14 protein-coding genes are annotated in these 25,203 nt (G+C 54.2%); 10 read left to right on the forward strand and 4 right to left on the reverse strand.

Going from position 1 to position 25,203, the window contains the following annotated elements; all coding sequences use genetic code 11:
- Positions 1 to 5: 5 nt before the first annotated feature.
- From J6J28_RS09445 to J6J28_RS09485, 9 genes are all read left to right on the forward strand, one after another.
- Entirely contained in the window at positions 6 to 2,657 is a 2,652-nt protein-coding gene (locus J6J28_RS09445) for a sensor histidine kinase (RefSeq protein ID WP_301721327.1), read from the forward strand.
- Complete coding sequence (locus J6J28_RS09450; RefSeq protein WP_301721329.1) at positions 2,657 to 5,878, forward strand: poly-gamma-glutamate biosynthesis protein PgsC/CapC; 3,222 nt, start codon at positions 2,657 to 2,659, stop codon at positions 5,876 to 5,878. Before J6J28_RS09445 ends, J6J28_RS09450 begins: the two co-directional genes overlap by 1 nt.
- Positions 5,875 to 8,280 (forward strand): hypothetical protein, encoded by a 2,406-nt coding sequence (locus J6J28_RS09455; RefSeq protein WP_301721331.1) that lies wholly within the window; start codon positions 5,875 to 5,877, stop codon positions 8,278 to 8,280. Before J6J28_RS09450 ends, J6J28_RS09455 begins: the two co-directional genes overlap by 4 nt.
- Complete coding sequence (locus tag J6J28_RS09460; RefSeq protein ID WP_301721332.1) at positions 8,267 to 9,148, forward strand: hypothetical protein; 882 nt, start codon at positions 8,267 to 8,269, stop codon at positions 9,146 to 9,148. The genes J6J28_RS09455 and J6J28_RS09460 overlap by 14 nt, the downstream gene beginning before the upstream one ends.
- A complete protein-coding gene (locus J6J28_RS09465; protein ID WP_301721333.1) occupies positions 9,148 to 13,563 on the forward strand; it encodes a hypothetical protein in 4,416 nt (1,471 codons plus the stop codon). Before J6J28_RS09460 ends, J6J28_RS09465 begins: the two co-directional genes overlap by 1 nt.
- The gene (locus tag J6J28_RS09470; protein WP_301721335.1) at positions 13,553 to 17,728 is read left to right on the forward strand and encodes a hypothetical protein; all 4,176 of its coding nucleotides are present in this window, start codon (positions 13,553 to 13,555) and stop codon (positions 17,726 to 17,728) included. Before J6J28_RS09465 ends, J6J28_RS09470 begins: the two co-directional genes overlap by 11 nt.
- A complete protein-coding gene (locus J6J28_RS09475) occupies positions 17,729 to 18,526 on the forward strand; it encodes an SDR family oxidoreductase (protein ID WP_301721336.1) in 798 nt (265 codons plus the stop codon).
- A gap of 129 nt (positions 18,527 to 18,655) precedes the next feature.
- On the forward strand, positions 18,656 to 20,299 hold the full coding sequence (locus tag J6J28_RS09480; protein WP_301721337.1) for a class I SAM-dependent methyltransferase: 1,644 nt from the start codon (positions 18,656 to 18,658) through the stop codon (positions 20,297 to 20,299).
- Positions 20,300 to 20,355: 56 nt separating this feature from the next.
- Positions 20,356 to 20,634: a peptidylprolyl isomerase gene (locus tag J6J28_RS09485; RefSeq protein ID WP_301721338.1), complete on the forward strand. Its 279-nt coding sequence runs from the start codon at positions 20,356 to 20,358 to the stop codon at positions 20,632 to 20,634.
- Positions 20,635 to 20,649: 15 nt separating this feature from the next.
- Here the strand turns inward: J6J28_RS09485 and J6J28_RS09490 are convergent, their stop codons facing one another.
- From J6J28_RS09490 to J6J28_RS09505, 4 genes are all read right to left on the reverse strand, one after another.
- Positions 20,650 to 21,021: a VOC family protein gene (locus J6J28_RS09490; protein WP_301721339.1), complete on the reverse strand. Its 372-nt coding sequence runs from the start codon at positions 21,019 to 21,021 to the stop codon at positions 20,650 to 20,652.
- 19 nt (positions 21,022 to 21,040) lie between these two features.
- Complete coding sequence (locus tag J6J28_RS09495) at positions 21,041 to 21,493, reverse strand: hypothetical protein (protein WP_301721340.1); 453 nt, start codon at positions 21,491 to 21,493, stop codon at positions 21,041 to 21,043.
- Positions 21,494 to 21,605: 112 nt separating this feature from the next.
- Positions 21,606 to 22,043 (reverse strand): nuclear transport factor 2 family protein, encoded by a 438-nt coding sequence (locus J6J28_RS09500; protein WP_301721341.1) that lies wholly within the window; start codon positions 22,041 to 22,043, stop codon positions 21,606 to 21,608.
- A gap of 74 nt (positions 22,044 to 22,117) precedes the next feature.
- Positions 22,118 to 23,986 carry a DUF885 domain-containing protein gene (locus J6J28_RS09505; RefSeq protein WP_301721342.1) on the reverse strand — a complete coding sequence of 623 codons (1,869 nt, stop codon included), beginning with the start codon at positions 23,984 to 23,986 and terminating at the stop codon, positions 22,118 to 22,120.
- A gap of 163 nt (positions 23,987 to 24,149) precedes the next feature.
- Between J6J28_RS09505 and J6J28_RS09510 the strand changes: the two genes are divergently transcribed.
- Positions 24,150 to 25,190: a sodium:calcium antiporter gene (locus tag J6J28_RS09510; RefSeq protein WP_301721343.1), complete on the forward strand. Its 1,041-nt coding sequence runs from the start codon at positions 24,150 to 24,152 to the stop codon at positions 25,188 to 25,190.
- Positions 25,191 to 25,203 lie beyond the last annotated feature (13 nt).

Genomic DNA, 25,203 nt, shown 5'->3' on the forward strand with positions numbered 1-25,203 from the left:
CCGAAGTGAGACTAAAAGGATTTATCATTGATTTAGTGATCGGCATGCTAGCTATAGCAGCTGTCCTCGGTCTATCCATGACCGCGCCGCTGGGGATCTTCAACGCAAAACTTACTGATGCTTTTTTATCCGTTTCGTCGGCCCCAGAGTTTGTACCGAAAACCTTTATCATAAAAAATACCGGCAACTTTGATCTCACCGACAACGAAGTGGACAATCTTGTCAGTCAATTAGCCGATGCAGGTGCAGCGCATGTTCTGGTTCTCGATAACGCCTCACGGAGCACAACCCGAGCCTTTGACTGGCCTAATAATGTCCATCTTACGTCATCCCGAGGCCAGGACTTCCAAAACGAATACCCAGATTCAGTGCGTTTGTTCGAACTCAATTCCAGTGATGGCAATTACCGCTCCTTCAGCTTGACCAGCCGTGAAAACTCGCTTTTAAGCCTCATCAAACCTGCATCCGCTGCGAAAGAACAAGAGTATGAGCGCTTCTTTAACTTCGCTATTCGCCCCAACCTGCTGCCGAACATTACCACTCAGCAGGCGCTCAACGGTGACATCATCGGGAGTCTGGTCGCTGACAAGATTGTGTTTATTCAGGTCAGTCCAAACCAGCGCTACGAGCGCTTCTACGCAGCAGGTACTCTGGATCAGGAGTACCTCAGCTATGTCGAGATGCAGGCCCTCGCGGTCGAAACCGTTGTCCATGATCTGAATCTGAAAACCATTCCGCTATGGGTGATAGCGCTAGGACTGTTTTGTGCTTACTTTGCGGCATTCTTTTTGCTGCAGCTTTTTAATAGTAACGGTATTTTACTGTTCGAGACGGTGCAGTTCGTCACGGCGCTGGTACTTGCCTATCTGTTATTTGTCGGCTTCCAGCTGGTGTTTCCGTTTGGTGAACTGTTCCTGACCCAGGTGATGGCGCTGTTACAGTTTTTAATCAGTGAGCGCCGCCGGGAGGGTCGTATTCTTTCGTCGCGCACCGCAAAACTGCAAGCTCGATTAAACCAGCGGATGCTGCCTGGATCATTTCTGCAGGCGGAAGACCCGTGGAAAAATCTGCACGTGTTTATCGATCAACACCTGCACATGCGACGCTCAATCCTGCTGGATCGGGTGGAGCAGGATCATCGTCTGCTGGCAATACACTCCCTGAACTGCACCGTTGATGACATCGAAGAACGTCGCCGCGACTTCCAGCGTGCCCCTTACAGTGATGCCATTCAAACGCAGCGGCCTCATCGCATCGGTAGTAAGCATTACTTTAAAGACACCACCGAGCAGGAAATCGAATACATCGTGCCACTGATGTTCGCCGGTGAAGTCTTAGGCTTCTGGGCATTGACGGTTGAACCTGATGACAGCTGGAACGAGAAAAGCTTCGAGCATAATTTAGTTAGTTTCGCGCGCGAGCTATCGGAATTGCTTTATCATCGCAGCAAATTTGTACAGTCAACCGCCAGAGAGAACCGCTGGTTGCGTAAGGTCATTAATTTGAATTACGCCGTCAACGAGCATCGCCAACTCGATTCCGCTATCGAATTATTAGAGCGCCGTTTAGGTTTGTTGCAAAATGTCTTTAGCCGCAACAGCTCAGCGCTGGTGCTCTACAATTTATTCGGCCAAGTGCTGACCTCCAACAAAAAAATGGACAAGGTTGCACAAGCCTTGGATCTTAAATTTTTCACCATGAGCGCCCATGATTTATTGGTTGAACTCACCGGTGAGAAGTCAGAGAAAGTTAAGAAACTCTTGCTGCAAATTACCTTACATCACCGCACGATTGAGTGGCCGATATCCAGCTCCAAACTCGAGTCCGATTATATTCTGCGGGTGCTACCGATTGAGCGTGAGGTCAACCGCAGCGATGAAATGTCACCCTTTTTACTGGCCGGTATCCTCTTCGAGTTCGTCGATGTTCACTCGGTGCAACAAGTCATCGAAAGCAAACGGGAGTTACACCGCTACTACTTTGACATGCTGGCAACAGACTTTGCCGCTATTCGAAAAATAACCGATCGACTGCCCCACATAGAGGGTGAAGCTCAGCAAGAACAGATCGAAGCTATCCACGAGGTGCTGGATAAAACCGATAAGCTTAGCACTACTGTTGAACGCATGCTGGACCTGCAGCAACACAGCAACGAGGTGTTTCCCATTAATCCAGCGAACATGGTGCAGAACAGTGTGCGTAAGCATAGTCAGGCACTGCAGGAAAAAGCCGTCAAAGTCGACCTCGACTGGCCAGAGATTCCAGCGTTGGCAATGGTTTCAGTGGAACAGGCCAAGCAACTTATCGACGCCATTTTGTCGCTGCTAATCAAAGATGCCGATAGCAGCCAAGGTGAACTTCGGGTTTCGATCAATAGCTGCTCGTTAGAAAACAAATGCCGACGCGTCGAGATACAGTTTATGAATAAGGGCTACGGCGTGCCTCAGGAGCGCTTGGAGAGTTTACATGAGCTCTCCAATATTGAGCTTTTCAGTGAGCGCGAAGACCTGTTCCATATACTTTACCTGGCACGACAAATCCAGGAATGGGGCGCTGAGCTTAAGGTGACAAGCGAGTTAGGCGAGGGCTTCCAGCTGACACTTTTATTACCTACCTTCGAAGCTAATATTGTTGATAGTGAGAGGCCTATTCAATAATGGACTGGTTTCCGCTCGAAATTTTCCCCACGGGGGGATTAGCAAGCTCGGTGGTCACCACCGTGTGGATTGGTGTCACCGTGGTCGCCTTCATGAACCTGCGCTACGGCACTACCCTTTCGGGTCTGGTGGTGCCCGGGTACATTGTGCCTCTGCTGCTGGTAAAACCCGGCTCCGCCGTGGTTATCGTGGTGGAAAGTATCATCACCTACCTGCTGACGCGGGCGGTGGCCGACAGGTTACTGGTCAGGTTTGGGCTCGGTGAATTCTTTGGCCGGGACCGCTTCTTTATGCTCATTCTGATGAGTGTACTGGTGCGGGTCACTTTTGACGCCTTCTTACTGGTTGAGCTCGACGAGTTTTTACTGCAGCGCGGCGTTGACTACGAATTTCGCAGTAGCTTGCATAGCTTTGGCCTCATCATTATCGCCCTTAGCGCGAATCAGTTCTGGAACAGTGGCTTAAAGCGTGGTGTGTCGACCCTGATGATTCACCTGGCGGTCACCTACGCCATCGTCAGTTTCATTCTGATACCGCTGACCAATTTTAATATCAGCACCCTCGGTTACATGTACGAGGACGTTGCCAGTAACATCCTGGCCAGTCCCAAAGCCTACATTATTCTTATCACCGCTGCGTTTTTGGCCTCGCGGCTGAACCTCAGGTACGGCTGGGACTTCAACGGCATACTCATTCCCAGTCTGTTGGCGTTGCAGTGGTATAACCCGCTGAAAATTGCCACCACCTTCGTCGAAGCCTTTGTGATTTTGGCCTGTGCTATCGGGTTGCTGAAATTGCCCATGATCCGTAATCAGAATATTGAGGGCGCGCGCCAGCTGTTGCTGTTTTTCAACATTAGCTTCGTCTACAAGCTGATTCTTGGCTACATCATTGTCCTCTGGTTCCCGGCACAGAAGATCACCGATCTGTACGGTTTCGGCTACTTGCTGGCGACCTTGCTGGCGATAAAAATGTACCAGAAGAACATCGCCATCAAGATGACCCGCACCACAGTGCAAACCTCTTTGATTGCCGCTATCGTTGCCAGTGTTATAGGTTTCTCCCTGACCCTCTACAACCCGGTAAACGATGCCAGCGCCATGCAACTGAGCAACCTGAAAGAGATTAAGGTTAGCGAGCAGAGTCTGGCCAGCGTGGTAGAAAACTCGCGGCAAGCAAACTTTGCCTCTTACACGATGAAACGCGGCGTCACCATCTCGCCGTTAACCCTGAGCCAGTTCCGCCAAACGATTTTAACCATTGATACGCTGGGTCCATCGCCTTCCGGTCGACAGCTGGATCAGGTGGCAGGTCTTGCCAATGAGTTTGGCTATGAAGCCGTGTGGGTCGAGTCACGTTATATCATCTTGCGCGACGCAACGCCCGAGCGCGGCTGGGGCTTTTACATTTTTGACTTACAGCAAACCAATCAGCTGGCACTGCAGTTCCCCACGGTGATGGACGAAAATATCACCGCGCTGGCGATGCTGCCGCTCTTTAACCGTCTCGAAGCCAAGTACCTGGCGGTGGCATCGGCACGTTCGGAACGGGCACAGGATGGCAGCGATCAGGTCCTGCTGAATTCGCAAACGCTGTTCCAGACCTTTCACCAGACCCTGTCACCGAATAATACGCTGCAGGTGCGTGAGTACTCCCCACGTCTTGCCCGGCTATTATTGGGCGAGCGTGAGGCCACAGCAATTACTGCCGAAGACACCCGGATGTGGGTCAAAGATCGACCGCCGATGGACCTGTCTCTGGCGACGCTGGAAGAGCTCACCGGCGGTTATGACATTGTCTGGAATACGCCTGACTTTCAGAACCGGCAGCGTGATGTGGCACGTTACGGTTTTGCTGAGCTGTTTCTGACACGCCCGGCGATGCTTTCAATTTTGACCCAAAGTGCCGTTAACAAACCTATCGATACCGTGGCGAATGAACAGCAAATCGCCGGTTATCTGCTGTCCTTTTTGCAGGAAAATAAACGGCTGCTGGCGGCAAAAAATACCGAAAAGTATGTGGTGCCTACTCAGGCGGAACTGCTTTATTTTGACCAGACCGTATTAACGCCCTTATTCATGACCATAGAACGCTATGGTGCGCCCAACTGGCTCGAGGAGGCTCAGCCGCTGATCAACCAGGTCGCGCAGTCGGCCGCGCAACTGGGTTATCAGATTATTCTCTATAAACACATTTCCAGCGGCGCCGAGTACTTTATTCTGCGCGAAAAGGTCAACGCCGACACCAACAGGTTGCGGCATTGGGGCACCTATGTGTTTAAACTTGGCGCCAGCGAGCCTTATGTCATTGAAGCGCCATCACCTATTTTCGAAAGTGGCAGCTTCGAGTTTGCCGGCTCTCTGTTTCAGCAAATGGATGCCAGCGCTTTATTAGTCAGTGGCGCGCACCCACAGGCAAACGCCGATGGTTCGGCGCGGGTGGTTGCCCGCAGTAACCCTCTGTCGCTGTTCAACCTCATGCACCAGTCGACGCTCAGGCATCACGCGGATATGGGCGTAACTGCAGTGCAGGTGCGTGGCTACAGTGCCACCGATGAGTACGCCGATGGCGGCGTGAAACTGAGTTATTACGAACTGCATAAGCCCTTTGCTACGCAACAGTCGCAGTTCCTCGAGCTGCGCGATTATTTAGAAAACTTATTAGTTAGTGCCGGCGTCGGTGGCGCTGCCGGTCAGGTCGAGCTGGCCGCGGCCAATTACACAGCGCAGGCACGCTTTACCAAATTTATCCCCTCGGCTCAGTATGCCGAGATTTGGCTGCCCAGAGGCCTTCGCGAGAGCTTCCGCCTGGTTGAATCCGAATCGGTGCTTTATCAGCAGTTCAGTGCGCTGGGGATTGAAACGCAGCGCCATGACGTTGCGCAGTTTCTTGCTGAGCAACAACTAGCTACGCTGCCTGCCCAGACCTTGCTCGAGGTCAAAAAGATGCTCAATCGCTTTGAGCAGTCGCAAAATATTCAGGTATTAGCAACACTGCGTGAGCGGTTCCCTGCCTTAGCGTTCGAGCTCTGGCAGGACAACGAATCTTTGCAAAGCTACATCGTACTGCGTAACGCCGAAGGTAAAGTGGTGGCAGTTAAAAACCTGACGCCGCTGTCGGTATCGACGCTGGAGGTATCACTGCAGGACGCCCGTGTGGAAACCTTCCGTGAGTTTGTTCGCTCACGCATGCAATGGCTGCAACTGGAGGTGAGCGAATGAGAATGCTCGGACGCCTGCTTCTGCTCCTACTCGGCTTAGCTCTGCTAGCTGCACTTTGGTACGCCGCGCAGCTCAGTCTGCAAAGTTTGCAAAAAATCGATGTGCAGCCCTGGGAAGACGATTACGAACAATCCACGGTGTACATTTTGCAGCCTGGTGAAACCTTCGAGTTCGATGTCCCCAATGAAGCCACGCAACTGCGCATTTTACATACTCCGGTCGGCGTGGTTGCGGACGATGAACAAGCAACGCTGCAGTTTACCGCGCGCCCGGACACGTCGCTTTCAGAAAGCTACAACGTCATGCTGTACGGCGAGGAAGCTCCGGTTGGCGAGCAGCTTCCGGGACGCTTTTTTGACTCGCCACAGGACACTCTGGCCGGCATAACACAGTTGCATGTGGTGAGTTTTGCAGAGCGCCAGAGCCTGAACGAGTTTGCGCTGACACTGACCGAATCCTCAAGGCCTATAGCAATTCGCGTGGCAGTTTTGGTGCAATACGATGAAGCTTCTGTCAGCCGCATGTGGCAGCGCTTAAATGAAGAACAAAAGGCACGCTTTTTTGAAGACCACATTTATCCGGTCGAGCTGGTTCCCGAACGTGAGCGCGCCGCGCGGTTGATGCAGCGCTGGCAGCCCATTGGCCCGGCCGACTCCTCCAGCGAGCGTATCAACTCTCGCATTCTGTTTGTGAACGAACAGGCGGAAGTCTTTGAGGATGATGAAGATCAGATCACCGATGAGCTCGCTGTGATCGGTCCAGAGCGCTGGTTTACCATCGATACCCGCGTGCAAACTAATCTGCAAGAGTTCGCCTGTGAAAGTCTTAGCGGAGCGGCTTCTACAGAGCTCCAGCTGAGCTCTGTTACCGAGGCGGGCGAGTCGGTGGTTAAACCTGTCCGTCTTGATGCCGAATCCCCGCGGGCGCAGCTGCCAGCGCAACCAGACTTGTATCAGCTCAGCGCCAGGGCGCGCTGCGAACTGGTGTTCTATGACGCCAATGGCGAGATGGTCAGCGCGGATTACAATTATTTGCGCGCCAGCGTCGTGCAACCCGACAGCTCGCTGACCTTCGCGCTGGTGCCTGACGCGCGGCAAGCACAACCGCTACGACTGGATGCCAGGCGCCTGACCCGCAGGGGTGCGACGCCAGCGCAAGACCTGAGCCTGCAGTGGCGCATCGTCGATGCAGCTGGCCAAGAGCTGCTAAGTGGTCAGCTGCAACCACAACTGGAACCTAACCCCTATCAAGTCAGCGTCGATTCAAGTCTGGTCTCAACGGTGCATGAGAAAAGCTCGCAGTATATCGTCGCACCAGCCAATTCGGCTGAGCTGCACGTAAGCCTGAGCCATGCCCCGGCAACGATGGCCGGACAAGTGCTGGTCAACCTTTACACGCGCCCGGCCGATTTAGCTTACCGGGTCGAACCCGGCAACGAAGATGAACCGCAGCAGCAGAGCATACCCAAATGGTTCCTGGCATATCCCATGCTAAACAACACTGAACTACCGGTGGTCACGCAACTGATATCCTGGCAAATGCCCCTGCCTGAGCCGGCGGCAACCGCTGAAGCCGGTGTTGAAGAACAGTGGTACACGCTGACAAGTGTCAACGAGGCACCGTATTTTGAGTTGTTTTTAGCCGCGGGCGAGCCCGGTCAGCAGCTGGAGGTGACTGCGGACTCAGCTCATTTGGTTTACGCGCCGGTCGCGGGGGACGGTTCCCGCTATGTGGTGAGCGCACCTGGCCATGCGCAGAAAGTACGCCCACAACTGGTGTATCAAAAAGCAACGGACGCTCCTGTACCAGTGGAGATCAAGCTCAATGGCCAGCTCGTTGCTAAGGACTGGCTCAATGCCCGCTCTGGCAGACTGTTTTTGCCTGCTCTGGCGCAAAGCGACTACACTTTAACCCTAACCGCGCCGACTGCGGTGCAGTGGTACAGCAATTATCAGCCGGTATCAGCCCAACCGCACTATCGTGTGCGCAACGGCTACAAACTCACGCAACCCCTCACTTTCGTGGTCGACAAAACTGCCGAAGAAGAGTGGTTAACCTTCAATTACTTCCCGGCAATTGCCGCGCCGCATCAACTGACCTTAACCCTGGAAAAACAGGAGCAGGTGGGTGTCTACGCGGATTATACTGTGGCCAAACGCAGCTTCCCGCTTGCCGCAGCCGAGAGGTCACCCTCGGTGGTACTGCTCAATCAAAATCAAGCGCCTGTTTGGCAACCGATACGGCTGCCGTTTTTACTGGGCCGCGATTTAGCAGAGGGACGCTACCGTGTCACTGTCAGCACCTCAGCACCGAATTCCGGATATGTTCAGGCCGGTTACTCTGCTGCAGTGCCACTTTATCAAATAGAGATTTATACGGAGGACGGCAATGCGTTATTTTAAACTCTTATGTGTCATAGGCTTCGCCATGCAAACTTTACCGACTCACGCCGAAACCGTGGATCTGCCCTGGTACGACACTGTGCCGCGCAGCGACTACTATGAGCGGGTTTCGACGCCCAACCAATCAACGCTTGAGGCATCGTTTTTGTCACTGTTTCGCAATGGCAGTAATGGTGGACTGACCGAGTTCTACCAGCTCCAGACGGCAAACTGGCAGGAACAGGAGGTCATTTTAGCCGCCAGTAATGCCAATCTCGGCTGGGGCGCTGTCGGTTACCGGCACAGCAACAGCAACCCGGTCTTTCTGCAAGCACCGCACCGTTACTTTGACTTGCATACGGGTGCCATCGCTGATGTCGGCTGGCAGGTGAACCTGGCGCAGGTGTACATGACGAACTCGATTCACCGCCGTGCCGGTCAGGATCAAAAACCCAAGGTCAACAGCGACATTTCCAATGCCCGGCGCAGTGCTTTACTGGCCGCATCGGAAGCCTGGATAGCTGAGAACTCCGAGGGCGTCATCGTACAGTTGCACGGCTACGCCAAAAGTAAACGCAGTACCGAAGCCGGTCGCAATGCTGACATCATCCTCAGTCATGGCACCAACGAGCTGTTTCCACAGGAAACCCGCCTGCATAGTATTCAGGCCTGTTTGACTGCATTGCTAGGCGTGAATGTGCTGCGGTACCCGGATCAGGTCGGCGAACTTGGCGGCACCCAGAACAATGTTGCCCAGGCCCTCGCCGACTGGGGCAAGTCTGAGCAATTTATCCACGTGGAAATGAGTCGTGGCGTGCGTGACAGTCTGGCTGCCGATCGCGCCACCGCGATTCAGGCCCTGCAATGCATGACAGGAGCGTCCGGGTAATGATCCGAAGTGGTATCTGTGCTTTTGCTTTGATGTTATGGGCTGGCTTAGTGCCAGCCAGCGCACAACCGGTCGACCGGGTGCTGTGGTACGAGGCAGAAACGACCTCCACATCACGCGCCGAGGCGACCTTTAAGGCGCCCGCCAGTGACTGGTGGCGCCTGCGTGTCTACGCCGACAATGCGGCAGATCAGCAAGCAAAGCCGGAGATCTGGTCATCTACGGGCGGTGGCATCTTTGTCAGCCATAGCCCGCTCGATGCTCACCACGATAAAGATTACACCGACTACTTTTATGCGGTGAACACTACCGAAGAGCGCAGTATCCTGTTGCAACACAGCGACGCGCGAACGACTCGCCTGTACCACTCAAAGAGAACATCGGCCGCTGTGCTTCATGACGATGCGCGCATCAAGCTCAGCGACCAACACAGTGTCACCACCCTGACCATGCAGACCGGCTTTGAAGCCCACGACATGCAGCTGGTGCCCGGCGAGGAAGATTACGTCACTGAGTTCAGTGAACCTGGCCTTTATCATCTGGAAATCCGCATCCCCTGGCGGGCCTCGTATGAACTCTACGAGACACTGACACTGCAAACCCCTGAGCGTCAGCTGCAGCTGGCGGCCAACCTGGACGACAGCACCCGCTATGAAGACGACCGAGGCTATGTGCAGCTGCTGTCACGGCCAATCCGGGTGCCGTTTTATGTGACTGAGGCTGGCCAACAGCTCAGCCTTGATCTGGACCGCGACGCGTATCTGCGCTGGCTGCAAAGCGATGCCAGCGCGCAATTTCTAGCCGAACGCAATGCGCCAGACGCCATTGAGCAGGCGCAAGACAAGCAATTAGCGCTGCAGCAGCAGCCGTGGCTGACGACCTCGTTTTTTCGTAGTCTGCCGCCACAGCAGGCATTAGCAACGGAGAGCTTTATTCCGTTAACGGGGGCGGTCCGCAAGCCAGAAGCGCTGGTCCTGCCGAGCTCTGCACACCCGACGCGCGAGCCAGAGTATTTTTACCAACTGCCAGCCGGACACAGCGCCAGCTTTGCTTTACCAGAGCAAACCCGCAACGCCCCGGTAAAACTGACGGTAAAATGGCAGGAAGATGCCACCGCGTTCATGGTGCGCACTAACAGTGGTGAACAACAGGAAGTAAGGCTACGCCCTGAGCTCACGCCACTGCAGCACTGGCAGCTGGACAATGGCTCGCAACTGGCATTGATATCCAAAACCGACACTCCGGCGCATAAGGTCACTGAAATACTGTTGGATTTTAACCAGCCCTACCAATCGTTGACGGTCACCAGCGCCGGCGACCACGATGCTTGGTTACGTCTCGATTATGCCAATGAACAACCGGCAAGTGTCAGTGAATCCGGCTGGCTCAATCTCTCGCCAAGTGCCAGCGCCGAGCTTGTTAGCGCACTGCGTGAAGGGGGCTCGTCGGCATTGACGAACAGCGCCCTAAAGCAAGCAGTTGCCACGGAATGGCACACCAGACTGCAGAGCCGCTCGGCGCAGTTTACCGAGCGCTATGCCAGTCCGTATCTGGATAAGCAGCGCAGTATCACTGCAGACCAGTTTGCCAGCGTTCGCAACGCACTCGCCACGACCTTCGACGTGCAGTTAAAGGATGTTGCTGACGTCTACCAGCAGTTGACGAAGCTGGGCTACAACTTTACCGCCCGGCAACTGCTGGTGGATCTTGCAGCAGGTTCAGAGTCCGCGCTGCAAACCCAAGCAGAGACGCTGCTGTTGCAACTTTTCGCCGAGCAGGAGCGCTGGTTTGACACCGAAGGTTACTGGGCCTGGCGCCTGTTCCATCACGCTGACCCTGAAGCTCTTGCCGCGATTGCTTATAGTTGGACCCAGCAGAACCGCCAGCGTGAGGCGGCGCTGCTGTTCTTATTGATCGATAAGAGCCAAAGTACCGAAATACCGACCGAGCTCGCCTTACGGGCAGCGGTTGTCTCACAGCAATCCGATCTGGCCGAGTACTGGTTTGGCAAACTTACAGCTGTACAACAGCAAAGCTGGCCCGCTGACGTAACAGATTACCACTGGGTTCGTCAGCGCCCTGAATTCGCCGGAAAAACCCGCGAAGCGCTGATCTACAACGGCGATCTGGATTTGTATTTAACAACGTTTTATCTCGACAACGCTACCTCATTACGCCTGCGCTTGGCGGGTTCGCCGCGTCTGAAAGTCACTCTGTACCCGGAACTCACCGAAGCTACGGCTTCCGGTGAGCTGCACAAAGTGACGCTGACCATTAACGATAACAGCTACCCGCTGGCTGTACGCATGGACCGCGCCAGCGAGAGCCTGAGCTGGTCGCAAAGCGAGCAACTGTGGGTTGGCCTGCCACAAAGTTACACCTTTACGCTCAACGCGGATCAGGTCAACGACATCAGTATCGAGGCGCAAGGATTTGCCGCCGGGGTGGTCATTGAAGCAGCAGAGCCGCAGCTCCTGACTGCGTCAGCCGCCGCGGCCGCTAACGCCTCGTTACCCGCTGTGACACCGCCTCTGACACAACGATTGTCGGAATTAGCGCTGGCAACGCAACACTCTGAGCTAGCCGATGCCGAGCGCAAACAAGTGAAAGCCAACACTTTGGGTACGGCGCTGACCGACACCCAGCAGCTGTTGCTGGATCGTTTAACCCAAGGCTATGCCTGGCAACGGCTGGATACCGTAAGCAGCAGCGATGGCATCGCCTATTTAGAAACAGAGCGCTGGCAACCCAGCGCGCCCTGGTGGCAGGTCCGCCGCGCGCTAATGACCAGCGACGTCCGCCCCGGCGAACGCCGTCTGGCCGATGACGAGCAAGCGCAGCTGGCTTTGGATTTACGTGCACCCAAGGCAGTGACGCTGGAGGTTCGTAAAGCCACCGAGCTCAGCGGTCCAGCAGCACCTGCCACGCTGAGTATCACCACTTCTGATGGCACCATGGTAAGAGCGCTTAGCAGCGAGCTGCTGTCCATTCCGCTGAACCTGAGCAGCGGTGAACATACGCTTTCACTTGAATTTACCGAGCCCTCATCAGCGCTGGTGTTGTACCGTCTGCTGGATAGCGATGGCGAGTCTTTGCTACCCGGCACTCAGGTGAAAACCTACCGGGCCAGCCAAGACCGCGAGATTGAACTTTTCATTCCGGCCAATAACCTGCTGCGCATCGACCACTACACACACCGGGATGCATTAGCCAGCCACAGTTACCAATGGTTTGCAGAAGATACGCATTACCAGGTGGCGCACAGTGACGGTTCCGGTGAGCACAGCTACTACCGTTTCTTTATCTGGCAACAACAGCCACTGGCGGATGAGCCGCAAACGCCACTGCTGTCGGCCGCGCAGCCAGAGCCTAGTGTTGCTCAGCAGCCACCTACCATCTGGCCGGTGGACCCACAGCGGGCAGTGTTCGCTGGTACGCTGTACCAGTTGGGTGAGCAGGACGACGGCACCTGGGGCTTTGCGCTTGGCTACCGCGCTCGTAACAACTTTGATGAAGACTTGCGCACGGGCCGTGAAGAGTTTATTGATAGCCGCTGGAATTACCAACGTCAGCTTAACGACTGGGACGCCTACTGGAACAGCTCGCTACAGTGGCGCGCACACAATGACACCGACCTGCACACGCTGGTCAGTGATAATGACCTCTACTGGCTACCCAACAAGTACTTCGATGCTCAGGCGCGGCTAAATCTCTATTATCAGGCCGCTGCTACCGACGACGAAGCCGAGGGTGCCTGGTCGGCTTATGCGTCGCTGTCAGGGCGTTGGAAGTACTACTGGAATAACCGCACCCGCAACGAGCTGGAACTGCTGGTATTTGGCCGTGAGCTCAGCGAAGAGCTGACCCCTGCTGTGCCCATCGACGATGATATCGTCACCCAGTATAAGCTGGACCACCGCTACGGTCTGACTGTACGCGACCAGCTCACTTATCAACCCTGGCTGGACACACGCGTGCACCTGGAAGGTCAGTTCACCCTCAATGAACTGGGTCAGGGGCAGCTGCTCGATCACTGGTCGGTGACCAGTGGCTGGCGGCAGTATTTTAAACCCTGGCGGCTGGGTCTGGACGCCAGCTACACCCAGTACCTGCGCGACGACAACCGCAGGCGTCGCTTGTCCTCAACGCAATTGGCTTTGTCTGTCGATTATGAATGGTGGCAGGCGCAAGGTAACCTGTGGCAACTGAGCTTTGATATTCGCCATGACATCAACCGTAATACCACAGGTGCGTTTCTCGGCATCAGCTGGAACCACACCGCCGGTCAGGGCTACGATGATTTCGCGCCGCCGACATTACTGTTTTCGCCATTACGCCAGCGTCACGCGCTGGAATATATCGAGACCAATGACATTACCATCAACGATCCACTGGAGGCTGTAGATGAAAACTAAGCTGTCATCCTCAGACTCTCTGTTAAGGTCCGGGCTGGATTCGATCTGGCAAAACATCTACGCGCAGTCACTGCGTGAGTGCCAGCAGCGCTTTAAGAAATGGTCAGCGGTTTCGAAGAATCTTGAAGGCAAAGATGAAGCCAATCAGGACGCACTGCAGCTGGTGCTGTTTTTGCAGAACGAGCTGGCAACACGCTTTAAAACTATCGAGCAACTGCGTACGCGCCAGGCAGAATTTAACTACAACTACCATCAGTCCGCGTCTGAGCCTGAGCGCACTGAGCACCTGGTATCTGCGGCCAAATACCTGGGCTACCCTGCTCGTATCGTGCGAAAAATTGCAACCAACAAGCTCGACTGGTTCGATGATGCCGCCATCAGTGAATACTTTGAGAAGCGCACCTCGGAGCATGAAAAGTTCATTGTGTTTGTGCTTGGCCGCCTGTGTGAAATTGTGCGGCTGACGCTGGTTCAGCTTGATGACGATGAAGAGCTTAAGCGACTGTGGCAACTCATGGCGCTGCCGGAAGCCCTGACCCAGAGCCTCAGTTATCAGGCGCAGGCAACTATTCGCATCGCCGCCTGTCGGGGCCTGCGCGTGGTCTTGCAGGAGATGCGTCCGGCTATTCGGGACTTAGTACCCAGTAATACTATCCAGTACGTCTACCGCACCTGTCTGGATAAAGAAAAACATATCTGGATGCGGGCAGAAATGATGACCCTCATCGCGGTCACCCAGCCATCGCAGTACCTGACGATTTTCCAGCATGTTTACGCCAAAGAGCCTGATGCTGACATCTTCCTGAAAGCACGGATGGTGGAATCTCTGCTGCGCTTTGTGCCCTTAAAAGTAAAAGCGCTGCGCCATGCCTTGCGGGCCGTTCGCAGTGAACCTTCTGAATATGTGCGCCAGCGCTTTGCCGAGTCGACCCAGTACGTCGAGCCCCAGGTTGCGCTGCGACTGGGACTGCGGCTGTTGCAGTCGGAGTCATCAAATAAGGTCAAAGCACAGTTTTTACTGACCCTATTGCGCAAAGACTGGACGCAACAGCAACTGGATCGCATTGTCGAGAGCCTGCTGAGCATCCTCAACAACGACGATGACGTGTTTTTACTGCGCACCGTCTTCCATGTGTTACCGCATCTGTTGCATCGTTACCTGCCGCGCCTCGACGTAAGTGAAGAGCACCTGGCCCAGATCGATAGCCAGCTGACCTGGCTTAACCATCACCATGACGACACCCGTTTGCGGCGTTGGGCCGCAGAATGCCGGGAAGCCATCTTCTTTTACACCAGCGCCTCCGCATTTGATACTAGACAGCGCGAGAACCTCGAGCGCCTGCCACTGGAAGCCAGCCTGACGCTAAAAGCCGATGCGCGCCAACGCACTGAAGCCTGGTACCGGCAAATGGCTTATATGGCCTCGAAACGCTTTGGCTTTAATGTGCGTGCGCAAGGCAATAAGCTCAAGATCTGGTCCGGCTTCCGCTTCCGCCCGCGCCTGTGGCGCATGATTCATGAATGGCGCAAACCGGCCACGGATAAACGACAGAACCACAGCCACACCAAAGGTCGGGTGTATTACGGACTGGAGCAGTTTAACAGCCGTATCGTGGCCGAACAGAGCATCACCAAAGTCCCGGGCGAGCCGGTGTACATCAGTGAAGAAGCAGGCGAACGCAGCTATCTGCCGCTGGTCGATCAGCTGATCTCCTGTCTGGATCAGGGCTGGCCCACTGCGCCGATGCGTATTTACAGCAGTGAAGGCGTCACCGAAGTGTTACCGCCTAAATCACTGCTGGCACGGCTGCGGGCACGCTGGAAAATTCAACTGCAGTTTGCCAGGTTCTCTCGCCTGCGCAACTGGCAAGAAGGCGACAGCTTTGCCCCAAATGCCTATTTGAAAAAGGTGTCTCAGTTAGGCTTTAAGCTATCGATTCGTGGTTATGCCGATAACAAGGGCAACAACTACCCCGTCGAGCCGCGGGTGAACCGTTTCTTCCCGGCGGTGGCGCTGCCTTTCACTTTGCCATCGATGAGTGATGTCTATAACTACTTCTACTCGGTGTACCAGAACACCATCACCCAACTGCTGGCCTTCACCTCGGTGGTCTTTGTTGGCTTTTTTGCCAACCATGTCCGCCAGTTGGTGGAACTGCGCCGCCATCGTAAGCGCTTGCCACTGGTCATTGGTGGCTGGGGTACCCGGGGCAAGTCGGGGACTGAACGTCTCAAAGCAGCGGTGTTCAACGAGCTTGGCTTAAGTGTGCTGTCCAAGACCACCGGCTGTGAAGCCATGTTCCTGTACGGCAATGCCAGCCGGCCCATGAAGGAGCTCTTTCTGTTCCGCCCCTACGACAAAGCAACAATTTGGGAGCAAGTCTTCTTAACTAAATTTGCCTCCAAGCTCAATGTCGATGTGTTCCTCTGGGAGTGCATGGGGCTGACCCCGCGCTACATTGAGATCCTGCAAAGCCAGTGGATGCGCGACGATATTTCCACCATCACCAACTGCTATCCCGATCACGAAGACATTCAGGGGCCGGCCGGCATTGAAATCCCGATTGTGATGCAAAACTTCATCGCCAAAAAAGGCGATGTGTACACCACCGAAGAGTCGATGCTGCCGCTGCTGCAGGACGAAGCACACCGCAAACAGGCCAACCTGACCGCGGTCACCTGGCTCGACTCTGGCCTGATCACCGAAGACGTGCTCAAACGTTTCCCTTACGCCGAGCATCCGAACAATATCGCGCTGGTGCGAACCATGTCCAAACGTCTGGGTGTACGCAATGACGTTGCCGTCAAAGCCATGGCCGACAACGTCATTGCCGATCTGGGTGTGCTGAAAATCTACCCGACAGTACCAGTGCAGGGGCGCAACATCGAGTTCGTCAACGGCATGTCTGCCAACGAGCGTTTAGGCGCCTTAAGCAACTGGCAACGCACCGGATTCAATAAACATAACCTGGTTGAGACCCCTGACGTCTGGACCGGCATCGTAGTGAATAACCGCGCCGACCGGGTAGCGCGCTCACAGGTCTTCGCGGAGATCCTGGTCAGCGATATGCAGGCCGATCGGTATTACTTCATCGGCGACAATCTTGACGGTTTGCAGACCTACATCAGCGATGCCTGGCAGAACTTTGTCATTCAGTTCAAAGAAGGTGCGCAAGAAGACCAACAGCAGCAACTGACCCAGCTGTGCAAACGCTTTCGCATTGCAACTGAAGTGGACCACATCAGCAAACGGATCGGCGCCGCGCTGCGCGGTATCAACGTCAGTGAGGCGCTGGTGGATGAGTTACTGACAGAGCTGCCCCAGTGGCAAAGTGAGGCCGATAGTAGTGCCGCGTTTGCACGTCTGCAAGAGCAGACCGATGCCGATAATGTGGACCGCGAGCAACTGGACGCTATTCGCCAGCTGACCACGCAAATGCATGCTGAATATCAGCACTGGCAACAGCTGCGCAGCTCGGACAAGGACGTGGATACCACCCTCGAGTATATCTTCAACTGTTTTAAAGAACGCTGGGTGGTGGTGGAGAACTATTACTCAACCGGGAATGAGACCGTACAGTGCCTGATCGACACCACCCCGCCGGGCCTGCAGGCACGTGTCATAGGCGTGCAGAACATTAAAGGCACCGGACTTGATTTCATCTACCGCTGGCAGGCCTGGGACAAGGTTCACAGTAACGCCAGAATTCTGCGGGAATCCCGCGACTTAACTGACATTCAGGCCGCGGCACGGGTGCTGGCAACCTGGCAGGAATATGGCGTACTCGATGCTGAGTTTGTAGAAGCGACCGTTGCTATCGCGCGCGAGCGGCAAATCTGCCAACAAGAAAGCATTCAGGCCGACCTCAGAATCATCGAGCAACAGCTGAAGCGCCAGCAGGAAGAAACCGCCAAAATTCTCTCCCAAAGCTCCGCTGGTGGCGGTTGGCAGTACAAAGTGCTGCGTACCATTGAAGCCTTTCTGGATTCCGGTAACGCCATCAAGCGGCGCAAAACCTCCAATGCGATTTACGACGCTATGCTGAAGAACACCATTAGCACGGAGCGCGCCACAGTCGAACTGGCAGCGTTAAACAAAGCACAAAAAGGCGACTGGTTGGTGCGACTATTTAAACGCAAGTTCGCTGATAAGAAGAACCTGTAAATGCACACCAGGAACAGCATCTTCATTTCCGGCGCGGCAGCTGGTATCGGTCGCGCGACCACCCTGCTTTTTCTTGAGGCAGGGTGGCAAGTGGGGGCTTACGATCGCGATACGGACGGCTTAGCCAAGCTGGCTAACGACGTCGCTGAAAGTGCGCGCGAACGCCTTATTACCGGTGTCCTGGATGTGACTGAAAATACCTCATGGCAGGACGCGCTAGCTGACTTTGCGCAGCATAACGATGGCAAGCTTAACCTCTTGTTCAATAATGCTGGGATTCTTTATTCCGGTGCGTTCGAGGCCATTTCCCTGGAGGCTCAGCAGCGGATGATTGAGGTCAACGTGCAAGGCGTACTGGCCGGCTGTTACCTCGCACGACCCTATCTGGAGGCCGCAGCGGTTGATGGCCCCAACACCGCCCGCGTCATTAACATGAGCTCGGCCAGTGCTATCTATGGCCAACCCAAGCTGGCCATCTACTCAGCCAGTAAATTTGCCGTACGTGCCATCACCGAAGCGCTGGAGCTGGAATGGGCCGACCAAGGCATTAAGGTCATGGATGTGATGCCGCTATTCGTCAAAACCGCCATGGTCGCCGACATGCAGGGCGACAGCATGCGTCGTCTCGGTGTGCGCCTGACTCCACAGATGATCGCCGCCACCGTCTATCGCATGGCACACTATAAAGGCTCCCGCATCCACTGGTATGTCGGCCGCCAGACCAAGCTCATGGCGCTGGCGAGCAAGATTTCGCCCAGCTGGCTGGTGCGACTTAGTAATAAGTGGATTTCGCGGTAAACCTTAAGCCGGGATCTTTGTGATGCCGCTAACTACCGGTTTTTATTTGTTCGGTGAAAGCGTTCCCTTGGGAGTATTCAGCCGTTATAGTGAAAGTCACTCTCGCACAACAAAATAAGCCATCGCAAGATGAAAAAGAGCATCAAGTACCCCAACCAGAACGCGGAAAGTCTGGTCGATCATATCGATTTCGAAGCGGCGCAGCGTGACTGGCTGACCGAGATACCATCGGAAGGCATGGTGCTTGATATCGGGGCGAGCTCGGGACGCGATGCGCGCTACCTGGCCAACAAAGGTTTAAGCGTTGTCGCTGTGGAGTCCGACGCTGGTATTCGTGAGCAAGCTCAACAGTATGGCGCGGCGCAACCTATCCATTGGATAGATGACAGCCTGCCCGAACTCAGCCATGTACACAAACTGCAAACCAAGTTCGATCTGGTTTTGCTTGGCGCTGCATGGATGGACGTGCCATCGTCCGCGCGGCAACGCAGTTTCCGCAAACTCAGCTCGTTACTCAAACCCAACGGCAAAATGGTCGTCTCGCTATCTCGTGGCGATACCCCTGACGAGCACGCTAATGAGCTCGCGCAATTTGCACAGCAGCAGGGGTTAACCTACAAACTGCTCGCCAACCGCGATGACGCCTCATCACGACAGATCATCCTGCTCACTTTGCCAGACGATGGCACCGGCGCATTTCCGCTGATTCGGAATATCGTGATCAACGATAGTAAGGCATCGACCTACAAAGTTGCGCTGCTGCGCACCTTATTGCGCATCGCCGAAGGGCATCCCGGCGCGGTACTTGAACAAACCGATACCACGGTAGCGCTCCCCATGGGCTTAGTCGCACTTTATTGGTTGAAACTTTATAAGCCGTTGCTTGACCAATACGAAATACAGCAAAGCAGCAGTAGTAAAGGCCTCGGATTCGTTAAAGCTGACGGCTGGCAGACCTTGAAGTCATTCACCGCAAACGACTTTTACATTGGCGCCTGTTATTTCGATACTGGCACCAGCAACAACCTCTATCACACACTGAAAGATATCGCCGCTACCATCAAAAATATGCCCGCTAAATACATCACTTTGCCGGGCACCAAAACCGAAGTGTTCCAGGTTGAATTGCAACGCACGCGAAAGCCAGGTGGGGCTCTCGTATTAGATTATGATTTCCTGAAGTCACTGGGTACATTCTACGTACCGCGCAGTATCTGGGACGCCTTGTCACGCTTTAGTGTCTGGATTGAGCCTGCGCTCGTCAATGAGTGGAGCAATCTAATGGCGAGCTACTCATTCAATCTGCAACGCTCATTTTCCCAGGTCGACTACCTTAATGCGTTACGCTGGGAAAATCCCGAGCGTACCACCCACCGCATACGCAAACGCGTTGAAGCATTGCTGGCAGAAGATAAAGTCCACTGTTGCTGGTCCGGTAGTGCCATCCGACATCGCAGTTATGCAGTTGATCATGCCTTCCCGTTCGCCCGTTGGCCAAATAATGATTTGTGGAACCTGTTGCCGACGAAAGCTGCCATCAATGCACAAAAATCGGATAAACTACCGACCAATCACAAGCTCTTGCAATCTCGCGAATTTATTGTTCACTGGTGGCAACAAGGCTGGGAAGATTACAAGAGTGAGTTCTTCACTCAGGCCAACTTCGCCTTGCCCAATCTGTCGCCTCGCAATGAAAATTACTCGGACGTGTTCGAAGCACTCGCGCTGCAACGTGATCGCATCAAGCATTTGCAACAGCTGGAAGATTGGTAACGCTTGAGCATTACTTTCATATACGACATGGCAGACACACTATAGGAGAGGCATTTATGGCACGCGCTCATGCCCTACACATTCTGGTAAGTACTCAAGCCGAAGCACAAGATTTGAAGAAGCAGTTAGCCGCCGGCAAGAAGTTCGGCGATCTCGCGCGTAAGCACTCACTATGCCCGTCAGCCAAAAATGGAGGCGATCTGGGCGAGTTCGGTCGCGGACAAATGGTGCCAGCCTTCGATAAAGTAGTGTTCGGCAAACCCACTCTGGAAGTCCATGGTCCGGTGAAGACCAAGTTCGGCTGGCACTTGATTAAGGTGTTGTCACGGGCGTAAGCATAGCGACCCCGCTCAACGATGCTGGTCAAGCAATATCACATTGCGGTCTGGGTCGCGGAGTGTCAGGCTGCCGCGGCTGTCGGGGCCATCAAGGTTAGCATTGCTGACCTCAAGGCCGGCATCCTCGAGCTGGCGATGCAGTTCGCGAATATCGGTAAAGTCTTCGGTTTCCTGTCCCGACTGATCCCAGCCTGGATTGAAGGTGAGGATGTTTTCGTCGAACATTCCCTGAAATAAACCAATCACGTGTTCGCCATTTTTGACGATGGCCCAGCCTTGTTCGCGGTGATCGACCATAGGCTCAAACCCCAGCTTCTTATAGAACGCCAGCGAAGCGGCGATATCTTTCACTGCCAGACTTACTGAAAATGCACCCAGATTCATTGTCGTGTTCCTCTCAAGCTTAGAATTCTTCGCAGGCAGCGTCAGCGGATACCCAAATCGCCACCGCTTCAGCAGTTTTCTCCATCAGCCCAAACGACTTGCCGATATTGACGCCAAAGCCAACGCTGCCACTCTGACGGCCCACGCCGGTACCGACGTGCACGGATTCATCGCGTTCTTCACCGGTACGTTGTAACAGCACACCGTTGGCACCAACGCGGCCTGCGGCCTCACGTAAGCGCTCCAGCACGACGTCCATCTGTGCCTGATCGGTAAAAGTGAAGGACATGTCACTGGTGGCTGTGACCAGCGCGATAGGTTCAAAACATGCAGGTTCCTGGGTGTAGACCGTCACTTGCTCGGGCTGAAGCGGTGTGCGGGAAGTGCCGATCATGTTGGTGGTCGTCGGCGATGCGCAACCAGCAAGAACAACAACCAGTGCCAGTACTAATCCACGTAAATACAAGTTCATACTATCCCCTAAATGACAGCTAAGCGTTCATTTAAGCATAACCGATGCATAGGCGATGTACAGGTGACCATTGAAAAGGAAGGTAAAAGATCGGCGGCTGCTCGGTGAGAAGCTAGTCCGCGGGGAAATAATAGACGCGTTGAATCAAATCACCAGCAAACTCGTACACGGCAATGCTGCGTTGCTCACGGTTCTGCACCGCCTGCTCAGTCTCGCTTTGCCAGGTGGCACGTTCGACAGTGCTGACACGGCTGCCGGAAACCATCACTTCCAGCAATTCACTCTGGCATGAGGAACAGGACTTAAAGTAAGCGTCCATCGCACTTATCAGGTTTGCTTTACCACGGGTTTCAACGACGATTTCGGTGCCGTTAACCGATAACCACTCCACGTTGTCCGTCACATGCTCAGCCATACGCTCACTGTCGTGGGCATTAAAAGCCGCCATGAAACTGTGTACCTGACCGGCACGTTCGACTGCAAGGCTATCAGCCTGTGCGGGCAAAACGGCAAGAGCCAGATAAACAATAAAGCTGTAGACAAGTGGCATAATGATCCTCAAAAGACCGGAACCCGCCAACAGAGTTGACGGGCATCCGGCTCAGTTTTAACTAAACATTGCTGTTAAGCGTTTTTCTTTTCCTGAATATACTCATTTACAAACTGCTCAAGAATATTCAGCGGTACCGGACCATTTTCGAGTACGACGTCGTGGAATTCACGAATATCGAACTTGTCACCCAGCTCAGCTTTAGCTTTCTCACGCAGCTCCAGGATCTTGTTCATACCAATTTTGTAGGCAGTTGCCTGGCTTGGCATCACAATGTGACGCTCAACCATCTTCACGGCATCAGACTTCGCGTTTGGCGTATTCGTTACGTAGAAATCGATACCTTCTTCACGGGTCCATTTCTTGTCATGAATACCAGTGTCGACCACCAGACGTACTGCACGCCATAGCTCCATCGCTAAACGGCCGAAGTCTGAGTAAGGGTCTTCATAGAAACCGTATTCTTTTGGCAGAAACTCAGTGTACAGTCCCCAACCTTCCGAGTAGGCAGTGTAACGGCCGAATTTACGGAACGACGGGATACCTTCCAGCTCTTGCTGAATCGCGATTTGCATGTGGTGACCCGGAATACCTTCATGGTACGCCAGCGCTTCCATCTGATAGGTCGGCATGGCCGCCATGTCGTACAGATTCGCGTAGTAGATACCTGGACGGGTGCCGTCCATTGACGGCTGCTGATAGAAAGCTTTACCGGCAGATTTCTCACGGAAAGGTTCAACCGCTTTAACGATCATATCGGCTTTAGGTTTGGTCAGGAACAGCTCATCAAGACGACCGCGCATGCTGTCGATGAAAGCGGTAGCCTCATCCATGTAGCGCTTACGACCTTCTGGCGTTGACGGGTAGATGAAGTCTTCGTTGTTACGCATGTACACGAAGAACTCTTGCAGGGTACCTTCGTAGCCGACTTTTTCCATGATCACGCGCATTTCGTCGTGGATCCGTGCCACTTCGCTTAAGCCAATCTCATGGATCTCATCCGCCGTTAAGTCGGTCGTCGTGGTGCGCTTCAGAGCGTTATTATAGAAGGCTTCACCGTCAGGCAGTTTCCAGGCACCGTCTTTGGTGGTGGCTTGCTCTTCAAGATCTTCAACCACAGCGATCAAATTTTCAAAAGCTGGCTTGACCGACTGCAGCATGGCTGCTTCGGCGGCGCTCATCAGCTCATTGTACTGGCTGTCATCAATATCAAGGTTATCCACTTTTTTAGTGAAATCTGCCCACAAGGCACTGGCTTCGCCGTCATCAAAAGGAGCACCAGTGATGATGTTCTTGCTGTCGCTGATCACATAAGGGTAAACAAACTTAGGTGCGATAATGCCTTTTTCCGCGCGCAGGCGCAGGTTTTCACCAAGCTGGTCAAACAGACCGGTTAAACCGTTCAGACGTGCGATGTAATCTTCTGCATCATCCACGTCGCTGATGCCGTGCTGGTTAATCAGCAACGAGGCAACGCTTGAGTGCATGCCAAACATCTGGTTCACAGGGTAGTTGTGATGGCGCCATTTGAAGTCTTCGATTTCCTGCTCAAGCTGCTGCTTCATCAACATCCAGCTGATGCGGGTCTGCTCATTGAGCTTCGATTCATCAATGGCCATGACCTTAGCGAGGTTTTCTTTTTGCAGAGCTAAATCTTCCTGCGCACGCTCTTCAGAGATATCGTCCCACTTGTCCTGATCTTGTTTAATACCCAGGTACGACTGGAACATCGGGCTGCGCATCACACCCTGCATGAAAATGTCTTCAAACAGCGCGTTGGCTTTTTCCGATTCTGTTTGCTGAGTGTCTTGTGCAGTTGTCTCAGCGGCTGCGGTTTGCGTTGTTTCCGCGGCGGTGGTGGCGTTCTCTTTTGGGGCTTCTGAGCATGCGCTCGTCATAAGCACTAGCGAGACTGCTAGCGCGATGCGTTTGTATTCAAACATATGTCATCTCCTGTAGGTTTTTATCTTTGATATCCCTTGTGGCCGCGGATGTCAACGCAGGGACGATAGCAGGGCCACTAGTTAAGGCAAGTGACGGTGGCTGGCGTTGATCCGCTCTGGTGACTGACTATACTCAATTCATCAGTGAATGGTAAGGAGAACTGTGCAGTTGCTGGATCCCTCTGGCTGGACCTTAACCCAAGGAATTGTGGTATTTGTGCTGCTCGCGCTGGTCATTGGCGTGGCGGGCACGCGCATCACCCGCATCGTTGACCAGCTGGCGGACCGCACTGGGATTGGTGAGGCAGCCGCCGGCGCGGTGTTGCTTGGCGCAACCACGTCGATTGGCGGCTCGGTACTGTCGGTCACTGCCGCCTGGAATGGCAACGCTGAGCTGGCGGTCAGTAATGCACTGGGCGGTATCGCCGTGCAGACCTTCTTCCTGGCACTGGCGGATATCTCCTACCGGCATGCCAATCTCGAGCATGCCGCGGCCTCTGTGCCCAACATGATGCAAAACGCGCTGCTAATGATTCTGCTTGCGTTCATACTGCTGGCGCCCTTGTTACCTTCTGTCACGCTGTGGGGTGTGCATCCGGTCACACCGCTGCTTTTTATCTCTTATGTGGTCGGACTGCGCATGGTGCAAAACGCGCACGAGGCCCCTATGTGGCGGCCGAAGCATACCCATGACACCCGTGAGGACGAACCCGACGATGTCGATTTGATGCCGTCTATGGCACGGTTGAGCGCAGAGTTTGCGGTGCTTTTTGTGATTCTTGGCATGGCCGGTTATCTGCTCGAGTCCGCGGCGACAGTGATTGCCTCACGAACGGGCATGACGCAAACGGTGGTGGGCATCTTACTGACCGCCATCAGCACCTCGACACCGGAGTTAGTCACCTCTATCGCGGCCGTGCGCCGCGGCGCCCTGACGCTCGCGGTCGGTGGCATCATCGGCGGCAATGCCTTTGACACCCTGTTCACGGCAGCTTCTGATATTGCCTATCGCGAGGGTTCTATCTACCACACCATCACCGACAGCACCTTGATGTGGGTCTGCCTGACACTACTGATGACCGCAATTTTAATGATGGGCCTGCTGCGCCGCGAGCGCAAAGGTCCGGCCGGCATAGGCCTGGAGAGTGTGCTGATTATTGTGCTTTATTTTTTTGGGGTGTGGCTGCTACTGGCGCAGTTATAGCAAATAAGCCTCT

The sequence above is a fragment of the Pseudidiomarina terrestris genome, from assembly GCF_030466375.1.
In the GTDB taxonomy this organism is placed as follows: domain Bacteria; phylum Pseudomonadota; class Gammaproteobacteria; order Enterobacterales; family Alteromonadaceae; genus Pseudidiomarina; species Pseudidiomarina terrestris.

Bases quoted from the DNA above. Each gene is read 5' to 3' on its own strand.
- J6J28_RS09450 (WP_301721329.1), top strand. From the start codon at position 2,657: ATGGACTGGTTTCCGCTCGAAATTTTCCCCACGGGGGGATTAGCAAGC.
- J6J28_RS09455 (WP_301721331.1), top strand. From the start codon at position 5,875: ATGAGAATGCTCGGACGCCTGCTTCTGCTCCTACTCGGCTTAGCTCTG.
- J6J28_RS09460 (WP_301721332.1), top strand. From the start codon at position 8,267: ATGCGTTATTTTAAACTCTTATGTGTCATAGGCTTCGCCATGCAAACT.
- J6J28_RS09465 (WP_301721333.1), top strand. From the start codon at position 9,148: ATGATCCGAAGTGGTATCTGTGCTTTTGCTTTGATGTTATGGGCTGGC.
- J6J28_RS09470 (WP_301721335.1), top strand. From the start codon at position 13,553: ATGAAAACTAAGCTGTCATCCTCAGACTCTCTGTTAAGGTCCGGGCTG.
- J6J28_RS09475 (WP_301721336.1), top strand. From the start codon at position 17,729: ATGCACACCAGGAACAGCATCTTCATTTCCGGCGCGGCAGCTGGTATC.
- J6J28_RS09480 (WP_301721337.1), top strand. From the start codon at position 18,656: ATGAAAAAGAGCATCAAGTACCCCAACCAGAACGCGGAAAGTCTGGTC.
- J6J28_RS09485 (WP_301721338.1), top strand. From the start codon at position 20,356: ATGGCACGCGCTCATGCCCTACACATTCTGGTAAGTACTCAAGCCGAA.
- J6J28_RS09490 (WP_301721339.1), bottom strand. From the start codon at position 21,021: ATGAATCTGGGTGCATTTTCAGTAAGTCTGGCAGTGAAAGATATCGCC.
- J6J28_RS09495 (WP_301721340.1), bottom strand. From the start codon at position 21,493: ATGAACTTGTATTTACGTGGATTAGTACTGGCACTGGTTGTTGTTCTT.
- J6J28_RS09500 (WP_301721341.1), bottom strand. From the start codon at position 22,043: ATGCCACTTGTCTACAGCTTTATTGTTTATCTGGCTCTTGCCGTTTTG.
- J6J28_RS09505 (WP_301721342.1), bottom strand. From the start codon at position 23,986: ATGTTTGAATACAAACGCATCGCGCTAGCAGTCTCGCTAGTGCTTATG.